The 12,634-nt window shown below is 73.9% G+C and carries 11 protein-coding genes; 3 read left to right on the plus strand and 8 right to left on the minus strand.

Annotation, left to right across the window (positions count from 1 at the left end; all coding sequences use genetic code 11):
• Positions 1-6 precede the first annotated feature (6 nt).
• Positions 7-753: an SDR family oxidoreductase gene (locus RV983_RS31720; RefSeq protein ID WP_475989139.1), complete on the minus strand. Its 747-nt coding sequence runs from the start codon at positions 751-753 to the stop codon at positions 7-9.
• A 613-nt stretch (positions 754-1,366) separates the two neighbouring features.
• On the opposite strand from RV983_RS31720, the gene RV983_RS31725 reads away from it, so the two are divergent.
• Positions 1,367-2,131 carry a GntR family transcriptional regulator gene (locus RV983_RS31725; RefSeq protein WP_475989140.1) on the plus strand — a complete coding sequence of 255 codons (765 nt, stop codon included), beginning with the start codon at positions 1,367-1,369 and terminating at the stop codon, positions 2,129-2,131.
• Positions 2,132-2,152: 21 nt separating this feature from the next.
• Here RV983_RS31725 and RV983_RS31730 read toward each other — a convergent pair whose 3' ends face one another.
• A complete protein-coding gene (locus tag RV983_RS31730; RefSeq protein ID WP_475989141.1) occupies positions 2,153-3,775 on the minus strand; it encodes an alpha/beta hydrolase in 1,623 nt (540 codons plus the stop codon).
• 221 nt (positions 3,776-3,996) lie between these two features.
• Positions 3,997-5,154 carry an ROK family transcriptional regulator gene (locus tag RV983_RS31735; protein ID WP_475989142.1) on the minus strand — a complete coding sequence of 386 codons (1,158 nt, stop codon included), beginning with the start codon at positions 5,152-5,154 and terminating at the stop codon, positions 3,997-3,999.
• 128 nt (positions 5,155-5,282) lie between these two features.
• Between RV983_RS31735 and RV983_RS31740 the strand changes: the two genes are divergently transcribed.
• Complete coding sequence (locus RV983_RS31740) at positions 5,283-5,684, plus strand: hypothetical protein (RefSeq protein ID WP_475989143.1); 402 nt, start codon at positions 5,283-5,285, stop codon at positions 5,682-5,684.
• A gap of 235 nt (positions 5,685-5,919) precedes the next feature.
• Positions 5,920-7,290, plus strand: coding sequence for a glycoside hydrolase domain-containing protein (locus RV983_RS31745; RefSeq protein WP_475989144.1), 1,371 nt, complete (start codon positions 5,920-5,922; stop codon positions 7,288-7,290).
• 9 nt (positions 7,291-7,299) lie between these two features.
• Here RV983_RS31745 and mug read toward each other — a convergent pair whose 3' ends face one another.
• The 5 genes from mug to RV983_RS31770 all read right to left on the minus strand — a co-directional run bounded on the left by mug (position 7,300) and on the right by RV983_RS31770 (position 12,629).
• Entirely contained in the window at positions 7,300-7,788 is a 489-nt protein-coding gene (mug, locus tag RV983_RS31750) for a G/U mismatch-specific DNA glycosylase (RefSeq protein WP_475989145.1), read from the minus strand.
• Between the two features lie 59 nt (positions 7,789-7,847).
• On the minus strand, positions 7,848-9,290 hold the full coding sequence (gene purB / locus RV983_RS31755) for an adenylosuccinate lyase (RefSeq protein ID WP_475989146.1): 1,443 nt from the start codon (positions 9,288-9,290) through the stop codon (positions 7,848-7,850).
• Between the two features lie 87 nt (positions 9,291-9,377).
• Complete coding sequence (locus RV983_RS31760) at positions 9,378-10,157, minus strand: SGNH/GDSL hydrolase family protein (RefSeq protein ID WP_475989147.1); 780 nt, start codon at positions 10,155-10,157, stop codon at positions 9,378-9,380.
• A 37-nt stretch (positions 10,158-10,194) separates the two neighbouring features.
• The gene (locus tag RV983_RS31765) at positions 10,195-11,220 is read right to left on the minus strand and encodes a hemolysin family protein (RefSeq protein WP_475989148.1); all 1,026 of its coding nucleotides are present in this window, start codon (positions 11,218-11,220) and stop codon (positions 10,195-10,197) included.
• Positions 11,217-12,629: a hemolysin family protein gene (locus RV983_RS31770; protein WP_475989149.1), complete on the minus strand. Its 1,413-nt coding sequence runs from the start codon at positions 12,627-12,629 to the stop codon at positions 11,217-11,219. Before RV983_RS31770 ends, RV983_RS31765 begins: the two co-directional genes overlap by 4 nt.
• Positions 12,630-12,634 lie beyond the last annotated feature (5 nt).

A 12,634-nucleotide genomic window follows, 5' to 3' on the forward strand; every position in this document is an offset into this window, starting at 1 on the left:
CTGCGGCTACAGCCCGCCCGAGACCCGCAGCACCGCGCCGGTGGTGTACGACGCCTCGGGCGACATCAGCCACGCCACCGCGGCGGCCACCTCCTCCGGCTGTCCCGGACGCCGCATGGGCACGCGGTCCGGGTTCCGCCACGGCCGCTCCGCGTCGCCCATGGCCGCGTGGATCCCGGTCACGATCATCCCGGGCTGCACGGAGTTGACCCGCACGCCCTCCGGGGCGAGTTCCTTGGCCAGGCCCACCGTGAGGGCGTCCACAGCGGCCTTGGCGGCCGCGTAGTGCACGTACTCCCCGGGGCTGCCCAGGGTCGCGGCGCCCGAGGAGATGTTGACGATGGCGCCGCCCCCGCCGCCGTACCGTGTGGACATCTCCCGGGCGGCCCGGCGGGCGCAGAGGATCGCGCCCATCACATCGACGTCGACGACCCGGCGGATCTCCTCGACCGGGGTCTCGGCGAGGCGGCCGAGCGGCCCGGTCACACCGGCGTTGTTGACCAGCCCGGTGATGGCGCCCAGCCGCTCCCGCACGGTGTCGAAAAGCCGCTCCACCTGTGCCTCGTCGCTGGTGTCGCCCTGGACGACGACGCACTCGGCACCCGCCTCGCGCACCTTGCGGGCGACGTCCTCCGCGGCCTCGCGTGCCCGCTCGTAGCCGATGCCCACGGCGTGGCCGTCGCGCGCCAGCCGCAGCGCCACTGCCGCGCCGATGCCGCGCCCACCGCCGGTGACCACTGTGACCGCCGCCATGACCGTGCTCCCTCGCCGTTCGCTCGTCCGCTCTCTGCCCGGCCCGTGCCCGCCCGCCGCCGGTGACGACCGCGAACGCTACCGGGTCCGTGAGAACCGAGCGGTCGCCGTGGAGGACCTGGCGGTGAGCGCACTCGCCCGCTCGCGCTCGGCCGAGTCCGTCCGCGGCGCCGGATGGTCGGCATGCGTGAGCATGCCGGAGTACGGGGCCGCCCGGTACGGGCGCACCTTCATCCGGATCGGGACCTCGACGCGGCGGTCAACGTCGGCAAGGCGGCCGGACCGGCTGTGTCAGCCTGTGGGGCGCAGGTAGGACCGGGCCTCGTCCCGGCACCGCGCCGCGAAGCAACGGCGCGGTAGGCGGGAATCGCCGTCCTTCAGGGCAGTGAGGATGTCAACGTCGGGCGAACGGTCCGTGACGGGCGCGAACACCGTGTGAACGCTGCACGGCGGCCACGGCCGGATCCCACCGGGGCGGCGAGCATTGGTCTTGACCAAGCCGCAGGGCGGCCCTATCGTCCCCTCAGTAGTGCAAGAACCTTTAATAAAGAGCCGTTCGGAAACAAGGCTGAACAAACCCCCGGTGGGGTCAGGCCGATTGCGGAGGATCAGGGTGGGGACCACGCAGCTCGAGAATGTGCCGGAGCCCAAGTACTGGCACCTCAAGACCGTGCTCGTCGACGCCCTCGACTCGGAGTTCACGGTGGGGGAGATCCTGCCGAACGAGCGCGACCTCGCCGCCCGCTTCGGCGTCGCCAGGGCCACCCTGCGCCAGGCGCTGGAGCAGCTGGAGCTGGAGGGACGCCTGCAGCGCCGCCGCGGCGTCGGCACCACGGTCGCGCCGCCCCGCGTCGGCGTCTCCGTGGGTCCCTCGCAGGGCACCTGGCCGGGCGCTCCCGGTGACGCCTGGCGCACCGTGGGCTGCGCCGAGGCCGCCGCGCCCGCCGCGGTCGCCACCGCTCTGGGCACCGCCGCCGACGAGCCCGTCCACACCGTGCGCCGGGTCCGCGCGATGGCCGGCCAGTCCGTCGCCACCGAGCTGCTGTACGTGCCGCGGGCCTCCGTTCCCGGCCTCGCCGACGACCTGACGCCCGCCGGCCACGCCCCGGCCGTGCTGCGCGCCCTGCACGACCTCGAACTCGACGGCGACGACCGCGCCGTGGAGCTGGGCTCGGCCCGCGCCGAGGACGCCAAGCAGCTCGACCGGCTGCCCGGCGCCCCCGTGCTCGTCGTCACCACCCGCTACTTCTGCGCCGGCCGCGTCGCCGCCGTCGCGGTCGCCACCTACCGGGCCGACACCTGCCGGCTCACCTTCGGTGACAGCGGCGCCATGGAGATCACCCACCACGACGGCGATCGGCACGCGGCGGCCTCCTGACGCGCTGCCCGTGCCGCCCGCTCAGTAGTAGCGGCCCGTGTTGGCGTCCTTCGCGCCCTGCGCGCCGGACGGCACGGGCACGGGGTGCCCGGCGCAGCGCACGTCCGCGTCGCCGACGCTGCCCGAGGTCAGGTAGCGGTCGACCCGGGAGATCAGGCACGGGTTCCAGATGCTGACCAGGCCGTGCGAGCCGCGTCCCACCTCGGTGACCAGCCGCGAGCCCTCCAGCCTGCGGTGCAGTTCCAGCGCGCCCTCGTAGGGCGTGGCGGCATCCCGTTCGGACTGCGTCAGGAGCACCGGCGGCAGTTCGGAGGCCATGGCGCCGACGTCGACCGGTACGCCGCCCGGCGCGGGCCAGGTGGCGCACGGCAGGTTCATCCAGGCGTTGGGCCAGGTCTCGAAGGGGTGCCGGAGAGCCAGCCGGGAGTTGTCCCGGTCCCAGGTGTTCCAGTCGCGCGGCCAGGCGGCGTCCGAGCACTGGACGGCCAGGTAGACCGCGTCGCCGTTCTCCGCGTCCTTGGACCCGGACCGGTCGGGCGCCGCCGCGGTCACCAAGGGCGTGTCGTCGCCGTGCAGATAGCGCGAGAGCTGGTGCGCGAAGACCACCCAACGCTGGTCGTAGTAGGCCGCGTTCTCCGCGGCCGCGTGCAGCTCACCGGGGCCGACCGAGCCGCCGGCGGGCTTCTTGGCCAGCTTGCGCATCGCGAGGTCGAACGACGCCTGCACCCGGCTCGGCGTGGAGCCGAGCTTGTACACGGAGTCGTAACGGGCCACCCATGCACGCCAGTCGGCCCAGCGGCCCTCGAACGCCACGTCCTGACTGAGGTTGGTGCCGTACCAGACGCCCTGCGGGTCCGGGTCGACGATGCTGTCCAGGACCATGCGGCGCACATGGCGGGGGAAGAGCGTCGCGTACACCGCGCCCAGATAGGTGCCGTAGGAGACGCCGTAGTAGTTCAGCCGGCTCTCGCGCAGGGCGGCGCGGATGACGTCGAGATCGCGTGCCATGTCGGCGCTGGTCATGTGGGCGAGCAGGGCTCCCGAGCGGCGGCGGCAGCCGTCCGCGATGTCCCGGGCCTCGGCACGCTGCCGGGCCTTGGCGGCCGTGGTCGCGCTGCGCGGGTCGGGGGAGGGCGCGTGGAGGTAGTTCTCCGGGCGCACGCACGAGAGGGGCGCCGAGTGGCCGACCCCGCGCGCGTCGAAGCCGATCAGGTCGTACGTCCTGGCGGCCGTCGCCCACACCTTGCGGGTCACCGGGCCCACGCCCTTCAGCCCGACGGCGGGGAACCACAGTCCGGGGGCGCCCGGGCCGCCCGGGTTGAACACCAGCGCGCCCTGCCTGCCGGAGGCCGGGCCGGTGGCGCGCAGCCGGCTCACCAGCAACTCGATCCTTCGGCCGCCCGGCTCCGCGTAGTCCACCGGTACCGCGACCTTGCCGCACTGCACCGGCGCGGCCAGCCCGCTGTCCTTGGGGCAGGCGCCGAAGCGGATCCCGGCGTCCGCGGCCGCGTCGGCGGCCAGGGCGACACCCGCCGCCCGCAACGGGTCGTCCACAGGACCGGGCATGAAGGCCGAGGCGGGTGACGCCGTGAGCGCCCCCGCCGCCAGGACCACGGACACACCCAGGATCACAGCTCGCCGCACGCGGGACGCCCTTCCACCGGCCGCGCCACCGCGGCGCGGCGTCAACTGCCGATGGCAAAGATCGTCTGCTGGTCGGACAAACCGGCAAAACAGGCAGGCCGATGCACCGTAATATTTCCCCCGAATTGCTCTCGAATCGCCCCGGGATCGCCTCGGGATCCATCCTGAACCCCCTGTGCAGGGTCCTGCGGCTTCACCGGTCTCCCCGGCCCGGCCTCCGCTCAGCGGTTGAGCAGGGACGTGCGCGCCACCGCGAAGAGCTGCTCCTCGACGTGGTCCAGCGCCAGCCGCAGCGCGCCGGTCGCCACCGCCTCCTGCCCCAGCGCCGACAACGCCACCTCCGGCGGGCGCAGGCAGTAACGGGCCAACTCGGCGCGCAGCGGCTCCAGCACGCCGTCAAGCCCCGCCGCCCAGCCCCCGATCACCACGAGTTCGGGGTCGATGGCCAGCACGAGCGCCGCCACGTCGTGCACCAGACGGTGCAGGAAGCGGTCGACGGCCTCGCGGGCCTGCAGGTCGCCCGCCCTGGCCAGGGCGAAGACCTCGGCCACCGCGGGTTCGTCCAGCGGGTGCAGTGGTGTGCCGGTCGTGGACAGCAGGCGCTCAGGGGTCGCCTCGCGGCCGAGCAGGTGCAGGGCGCCGATCTCGCCCGCCGCCCCGCCGAACCCCCGGTGCAGCCGGCCGCCGATCAGCGAGCCCGCGCCGGGGCTGAGCCCGGCCAGCACGAAGACGAGGTCGTCGGTGCCGACGGCCGCGCCCTTCCAGTGCTCCGCCACGGCCGCCGCGTTCGCGTCGTTCTCCACCAGCACCGGGCAGCGGAACGAGCGGCGCAGGCGTTCGCCCAGCGGCAGGCCGGTCCACCCCGGAAGGGCCGTGCTCAGCCGAACCGCGCCGTCCGTCTCCACGATCCCCGGGCTGCCGACGCCGACCGCCCACAGGGTGCTGCGCGCCACCCCCGCCTTGCGCAGCAGCTCGGCGACGGCGCCGCGCACGCGCTCCAGCCGCTCCTCCGCGGGGGTCGCGTCGGCCACGTCGTGCGCCAGCGAACCGAGCACCCGGCCGCTCAGGTCCGACAGCAGCGCCCGCACTTGGCGGGCCCCGATCTCGATGCCCAGCAGATGCCCCGCCTCGGCATGGAAGCGGAACCTGCGCGCGGGGCGCCCCTGTTTGCGCGCGTCGCCCGGTTCCTGCGGTGCCTCGACCACCAGGCCCGACTCCATCAGGCCCTCGATCACGCCCTCGACGGTCGGACGCGACAACCCGGTGCTGTGCACGAGTTCGGTCAGGCTCGGCCCGGGGGCACCACGCAGCGCGTGCAGCACCACAGCGGAATTGATCCGCCGGAGCAGGGACGGATCCCCACCGGTGAGCCGCCCCAACGTACGTCCTCCCAGCCTGCGCGCGTGTTGGCCGGATCGTACCCGCCCGGGCCGTCCGCGGCGAGTGGCCCGGCGGAGCCTTCCGTGACATGACGTCAAGTGTCAGACCCCGGGGGTTTACTGTTCCCATGGATCTCGTACGTCATCTCGCCGCCGTGGAGGCGCTGCGCGCACGCCTCGACGCGGCAGGTGGCGACCCCGGATTCCACCTCGCGGACCTCGCTGCCGGGGACGGCTGCCGCGATTCCGACGAGGAACAGCTCCCGCAGTGGGAGGACGACGTGGGGGCGGCCTGCGCGTCCCTCGTGGCCGCCCTGAGCGTCCGCTACGCCGTACCGGCCGTGATGGTCGACCTCCGCCCCCACCTGGAGCGTTCGGCGCTGGGCGAGGCCGTCCCGGCGCCGCTTGCGGTTCTGAGCGGCCTCGCCGACGAGGCCTTCACCTGGCGGGTCGGCCGGCACTGGATAGCGATAGCCGACGCCGCGCCCCATCTGCTCGCCGCCGTCGCCGACACGGACCTCATTCCTTAGGGCGGCTTCTTGCCCTCGGTGCTCGACGGTGGGGTGACCGGGCGCCTACGCTGCGTGCAGGACAGCCTGACGCGCCATCATGCGCGGCGGCACGTGCCCGGAGAGCACCCGGAATCCGTCCGGCGAACCGATCGTCCCGTCGGACGGACGGACGGACGGACGGACGGACGGCCGGACGACACGGACGACCGCTCCCCGGATCCGGCGCCGCGTCGCGCCACCCAGGGGGACCACCATGCCGCACCCGCGCCGTATCGTTCACCGCCCGCCGCACCGTGCCCTCCGGTACCGCGTCCGGCGTCTGCCGGCCGCGTTGTTCGCGGCCGTCCTGGCCGTCGTCACCGCCCTGGTGCTCGCACCGGCCGCCGTCGCCGAACCCGCCACGAGCGCCGGGTATCCGTCCGGAGCCACCGCGACCCGCTACTCCGGACTCGCCTTCGACGCCTGCACCGCCCCGCCGCTGACCACCATGCAGGCGTGGGGCGCCTCCCCGTACCGTGCGCTCGGCGTGTACATCAGCGGCGTCAACCGCACCTGCGCCCAGCCCGAGCTGACGGCCTCCTGGGTCACCTCCGTCTCCCGGCTGAAGTGGCGCCTGCTGCCCGTCCACAAGGGCTTCCAGCCGCCGTGCGGCGGCCGCCCCACCGACGCGAAGATCAGCCGGACCGCGGCGACGGCCCGCGCCCAGGGCACCGCCGCGGCCGGCGACGCCGTCGCCGCGGCCAAGGCGCTCGGCATGCGGCCCGGCAGCGCCTTCTACAACGACATCGAGAACTACACGCAGGCCGACGCCGGCTGCCGCACCGCCGTGCTGAGCTATCTGTCCGCCTGGACCAAGGAGTTGCACCGCCTCGGCTACATCTCGGGCGTCTACATGAACCTCAACCTCGGGGCGCGGCAACTCTCCGACGTCTTCACCTCCGCCTCCTACGCCCGCCCCGACGCCCTGTGGGTCGCGCGCTACGACGGCACCGACACCCTCAAGGGCTGGGCGGGCGTGGCGGACGCCAAGTGGGCCGTCCACCAGCGGGCCAAGCAGTACCGCGGCAGCCACGACGAGACCTACGGAGGCGTCACGGTCAACATCGACAACGACCGCCTCGACGCCCCGGTCGCCACGGTCGCGTACGCCTACGCGGTGACCAGTCCCGGCGCGCTCAACGCCCGCTCCGGGCCGGCCGGCAGCTATCCCGTCGTGCGGACCCACGCGTCCCGCTCCGCGCTCCAGGTCGTCTGCCAGACGCCCGGCCCGAAGGTCGGGTCCACCGCGGTCTGGGACAAGCTGAGCGACGGCACCTACGTGACGGACCACTACGTCAGTACGCCCTCGGCCACCGGCTACAGCGCACCCGTCCCGCGCTGCGTCCACCCCTACCAGATCACCGCGAGCGGCGGACTGACCGAACGCAGCGGCCCCGGCGCCTCGTACGCCGCACCGGGCAAGGCGCCGAACGGGGCCCTGGCCTGGGTGGTCTGCCAGACGAGCGGGTCCAAGGTCGGCACCACCGCGATCTGGGACCGGCTCGACAACGGCCGCTACGTCTCGGACCACTACGTGGCGACGCCGAGCGGCACCACGTACAGCAAGCCGGTGCCGCGCTGCTGAGGCCGGGACTCAGTCACCGGCCGCGGCCCGCAGCCGCCCGAACTCCTCCACCATCGCCGCGGTCGTCCACCCGGCGTTGAGCCCGCTGGGGTTGGGCAGCGCCCAGATCCGCGTGCCGCCGATCGTCCGCTCCTGCGGCCCGATCGCGGCGCGCGGATCGGCGAACGCCACGCGGTACGCCGTGACGCCCACCACCGCCAGCCAGCGCGGCCGGCGCCGGAGCACCCGCTCAGTCAACAGCGCGCCGCCCTCGACGAGTTCGGCCTTGCCGAGCTCGTCCGCCCGGGCGGACGCCCGCGCCGCCACATTGGTGATCCCGAGCCCGTAGGACAGCAACTCCCCCTGCTCGGACGGGTCCAGGCGGCGCGGCGTGAACCCGGAGCCGTGCAGGACCGGCCAGAACCTGTTCCCGGGGCGGGCGAAGTGATGGCCCGTGGCGGCGGACATCAGACCGGGGTTGATGCCGCAGAAGAGTACGCGCAGACCGTCCGCGATCACATCAGGGACGATGCGCTCGCGGGCGGCCTCCAGTTCGTCCTGCGTGGGCCGGCGGGCCGTCAGAGGATGGCCCCGGGCCGGTACGTCGCCGCCAGCGGATGACGCGACGTGACCTCCTCGACGCGCCGGACGACCTCCGCGACCTGCGCGGACGCGGCGCCGGTGAAGGACAGCCGGTCCGCCATGAGGGCGTCGAGCCGCGCGCGGTCCAACGGGATGCGCTCGTCCTCGGCGAGCCGGTCCAGCAGCTCGTTGCGGTCGGCACCCTTCTCGCGCATCGCGAGCGCGGACGCCACCGCGTGCTCCTTGATGACCTCGTGCGCGACCTCGCGGCCGACCCCGGCGCGGACGGAGGCCATGAGGACCTTCGTGGTCGCCAGGAACGGCAGGTAGCGGTCGAGCTCGCGGGCGATGACGGCCGGGAAGGCGCCGAACTCGTCCAGCACGGTCAGGAAGGTCTCCATCAGGCCGTCCAGCGCGAAGAACGCGTCCGGCAGCGCCACGCGCCGCACCACCGAGCAGGAGACGTCGCCCTCGTTCCACTGGTCGCCGGCCAGCTCGCCGACCATAGAGGCGTAGCCCCGCAGGACGACGGCGAGGCCGTTGACACGCTCGCAGGAGCGGGTGTTCATCTTGTGCGGCATGGCCGAGGAACCGACCTGCCCGGGCTGGAAGCCCTCCGTGACCAGCTCGTTGCCGGCCATCAGCCGGATCGTCTTGGCCAGCGACGAGGGCGCGGCGGCCAGTTGCACCAGCGCGGTGACGGCGTCGTAGTCCAGCGAGCGCGGGTAGACCTGGCCCACCGAGGTGAACTCGCGCGAGAAGCCCAGGTGCTGCGCGACCCGCCGCTCCAGCTCCGCGAGCCGGGCCTCGCCCTCGGGCCCGCCGCCCAGCAGGTCCAGCATGTCCTGGGCGGTGCCGACCGGGCCCTTGATGCCGCGCAGCGGGTAGCGGCCGAGCAGGTCCTCGACACGGGCGAACGCGACCAGCAGCTCGTCGGCGGCGGTCGCGAACCGCTTGCCGAGCGTGGTGGCCTGGGCGGCGACGTTGTGGGAGCGCCCGGCCATGACCAGCTCGCCGTACTCGGCGGCCAGCCGGCCCAGGCGGGCGAGCACCGCCACCGAGCGGTCGCGCACGAGCTCCAGCGACAGCCGGATCTGCAACTGCTCGACGTTCTCCGTGAGGTCCCGCGAGGTCATGCCCTTGTGGACCTGCTCGTGGCCCGCGAGCGCGTTGAACTCCTCGATACGGGCCTTCACGTCGTGCCGCGTGACCTTCTCGCGCTCCGCGATGGACGCGAGGTCCACCTGCTCGAGCACCCGCTCGTAGTCGGCGATCGCCTCGTCCGGCACCTCGATCCCGAGGTCCTTCTGCGCCCGCAGCACCGCCAGCCACAGGCGGCGCTCCAGCACCACCTTCTGCTCGGGGGACCACAGGGTGGCGAGCTCCACGGATGCGTAGCGGCCGGCCAGGACGTCGGGGATGCGGGGCTTGGAAGTCACGTAGCGAGATTCTACTGCGCGTCCGCGCAGGTCAGCGCCCCGGCGTGGTCTATGCGCGTAGCGCGTGACCCCGTCCGGGGCCCGGGCTCAGGCGTCCACGGGGGGCAGCGGGAGCAGTTCCGCGCGCTTGGGGGACAGGCCGTCGCCCGAGGAGCGGCCGGTGAGGCGGCGGCCGATCCACGGCACCAGGTGCTGCCGGGTGAAGCGCAGGTCGGCCGTGCGGCGGGCGGTCCAGGGGAGGTCGATGCCGAGGGGCAGGGCCTCGGTCCAGTCGAACCGCGGGGTGTGGCCGAGGGTCTGCCAGACCGCCTCGGCGACCCGGCGGTGGCCCTCCTCGTCCAGGTGCAGCCGGTCGTCCGCCCACAGGTGCGGGTCGCCCAGCACGTGCGCGCCGTACAGGTCGACGACGAGGGCGCCGTGCCGGGCGGCCAGCTTGTCGACGAAGTCGAACAGCTCCTCCATGCGGGGTTGGAAGCGCGCCGCGACCGGACCCCGGCGGGCGGGGCTGCGCATGAGCACGAGCTGCCCGCAGTTCGGCGTCAGCCGCTCGACGGCCTCCTCGAGCAGTGCGCACACGCGCGGGACGTCGCACTTGGGCCTCAGCACGTCGTTGAGTCCGCCGACCAGGGTCACCAGGTCCGCGCCCATCGAGGCCGCGGTCTCCACCTGCTCGTCGACGATCTGCTGGATCAGCTTGCCGCGCACGGCCAGATTGGCGTAGCGGAAGTCGGGGCTGTGGGCGGCGAGCCGGCCCGCGAGGAGGTCGGCCCAGCCTCGGTAGGTGCCGTCGGGCAGCGCGTCCGACATGCCTTCGGTGAAGGAGTCGCCGAGCGCGACGAAGCTGGTGTGGGTGGCATTCATCTCCATGGCGGCCGTGATCCTACCGGGCCGTCCCGAGGGCGCCTCAGGCGGCCGGGGTGTGGCCCATCAGCTCCCTGAGCACGTCCTCCATGGTCACCAGGCCCATACCGCGCCCCTCGTCGTCGACCACCGCCGCCAGGTGCGCGCCGCTGGCCCGCATCGCGGCCAGGACGTCGTCCAGCGGGGTCGCCGCGCCCACGCGGGTGATGCGCCGCAGCGCGCCGCGCGGGAACGGCAGGTCGCGCCGCTCGGAACCACAGGCGAGGGCGTCCTTGACATGGAGGTAGCCCAGGATGCGGCCGGTATCCTCGGCGACCGGGAAGCGGGAGAACCCCGATCGCGCGCTCAGCCGCTCCAGCCCGTCGGGAGTGATGTCCGAGTGCGCCGTGACCACGCGGTCGGCGGGCACCACGACCTCGCCCACCGGTCGCCTGCCCAGTTCGAGGGCGTCCTGGAGGCGGATCGCGGCCCGCTCGTCCAGCAGCCCGGCGGCCCCGGCGTCGGTGACCATCCGTGCCAGCTCGTCGTCGGAGAACACGGCGGCGACCTCGTCCTTCGGCTCCACCCGCAGCAGCTTCAGCAGGCCGTTGGCGAACGCGTTGATCGTGAAGATCACCGGGCGCAGCGCCCGTGCCAGCGTCACCAGCGGCGGCCCGAGCGCCAGCGCGGTGCGCTCGGGCGCGGCCAGCGCGATGTTCTTCGGCACCATCTCTCCCAGCAGCATGTGCGCGTACGTGGCCAGGGTCAGCGCGATGGCGAACGACGCCACGTGGACCGCGTTCTCCGGGACGTGCAGCGCCTGGAAGAGCGGGGACAGCAGGTGCTCGATGGCGGGTTCGGCCACGATGCCGAGCACCAGGGTGCACAAGGTGATCCCCAGCTGCGCGGCGGCCAGCAGCGGCGACAGGTGCTGGAGTCCCCACAGGACGTGGCGCGCGCCGCGTTCCCCGGCCTCGGCGCGGGGCTCGATCTGGCTGCGGCGGACGGAGATCATGGCGAACTCTGCGCCGACGAAGAACGCGTTCACCACCAGCGTCAGCAGGCCGACGAGGATCTGCAGGAAGGTCATCGCGCCTCCGCCGCGCCGTCGTCGGTCCCGTCCTGCGACGCCGCCGCGCGGCTCGGCGCGTCCCCGTCCTGCGACGCCGCCGCACCGGTCGGCGCGCCCTCGCCCGGCGGCGGGGAGACCAGCCGCACATGGGCGGCCCGGTGCCCGGAGTCGTCGGTGACCTCCAGCACCCACCCCGCCGCCTCGGCGGTGTCCCCGGTGACGGGGATGCGGCCGAGCCGCTGCGCGATCAGGCCGGCCAGCGTCTCGTACGGGCCCTCGGGCGCCCGCAGCCCGATCTGGGCCAGCTGGTCGGTGCGGGCGGCGCCGTCGGCGTCGTAGACGCGGCGGCCGGTGCGGTCCTGGTGGATGAAGGCGAGGTCGGGGGTCTCCTGGGGGTCGTGCTCGTCCCGCACCTCGCCGACGACCTCCTCGACGATGTCCTCCAGGGTGACCACGCCGGCCGTGCCCCCGTACTCGTCGATGACCACCGCCATGCCCGTGTCCCCGGCGAGCCGGTCCAGCAGCCGGTCCACGGTCAGCGACTCGGGCACCAGCAGCGGCTCGCGCAGCAGCGGGGTCAGCGGATGGCCCGGCCGGCGCTCGGCCGGTACGGCCAGTACGTCCTTGATGTGGACGATGCCGATGACGTCGTCCAGACCGCCGCGGTACACGGGGAAGCGGGACAGGCCGGTCGCCCGGGTCGCGTCGGCGACGTCCTGGCAGCTCGCCCGCTCGTCCAGGGAGGTGACCTGGACGCGGGGCGTCATGACGTTCTCGGCGGTCAGCTCCGCCAGGCCCAGGGTGCGGACGAACAGTTCCGCCGTGTCGGCCTCCAGAGCGCCGGCCCGCGCCGAGTGCCGGACCAGCGCCACCAGCTCCTCCGGGCTGCGGGCGGACGCGAGCTCCTCGGCGGGCTCCATGCCGAGGCGCCGCAGAATGCGGTTCGCGGAGTTGTTGAGATGCCGGATGAGCGGACCGAAGGCGGCGGTGAACGCCCGCTGCGCCGGGGCGACCGCCCGGGCCACCGGCAACGGGCGGGAGATCGCCCAGTTCTTCGGGACCAGCTCGCCGACCACCATCAGCACGACCGTCGAGATCGCCGTGCCCAGGACCAGCGCCAGCGACGTCGCCGCCGACCGCGGCATCCCGAGCGCGCGCAGCGGCCCGGCCAGCAGCTTCGCGATGGAGCCCTCGGCCAGCATGCCGATCACCAGGCCCGTGACGGTGATCCCGAGCTGAGCCCCCGACAACTGGAGCGTCAGGGTGCGTACGGCACGCAGCGCGGCGGACGCGCCCCGCTCACCGGCCCGCGCGGCGCGCTCCAGATCGGCGCGCTCGACGGTGGTCAGCGAGAACTCCGCGGCGACGAAGACCGCGCACGCCAGGGTGAGCAGCAGCGCGACGGCCAGCAGAAGCACTTCGGTCATCGGGA

The organism is Streptomyces sp. RLA123 (genome assembly GCF_056270165.1).

What these genes read in the sequence shown, in the direction of transcription:
- RV983_RS31765 (WP_475989148.1), bottom strand. Translation starts at nt 11,220, where the DNA reads ATGACCTTCCTGCAGATCCTCGTCGGCCTGCTGACGCTGGTGGTGAAC.
- RV983_RS31770 (WP_475989149.1), bottom strand. Translation starts at nt 12,629, where the DNA reads ATGACCGAAGTGCTTCTGCTGGCCGTCGCGCTGCTGCTCACCCTGGCG.
- RV983_RS31760 (WP_475989147.1), bottom strand. Translation starts at nt 10,157, where the DNA reads ATGGAGATGAATGCCACCCACACCAGCTTCGTCGCGCTCGGCGACTCC.
- RV983_RS31720 (WP_475989139.1), bottom strand. Translation starts at nt 753, where the DNA reads ATGGCGGCGGTCACAGTGGTCACCGGCGGTGGGCGCGGCATCGGCGCG.
- RV983_RS31745 (WP_475989144.1), top strand. Translation starts at nt 5,920, where the DNA reads ATGCCGCACCCGCGCCGTATCGTTCACCGCCCGCCGCACCGTGCCCTC.
- RV983_RS31740 (WP_475989143.1), top strand. Translation starts at nt 5,283, where the DNA reads ATGGATCTCGTACGTCATCTCGCCGCCGTGGAGGCGCTGCGCGCACGC.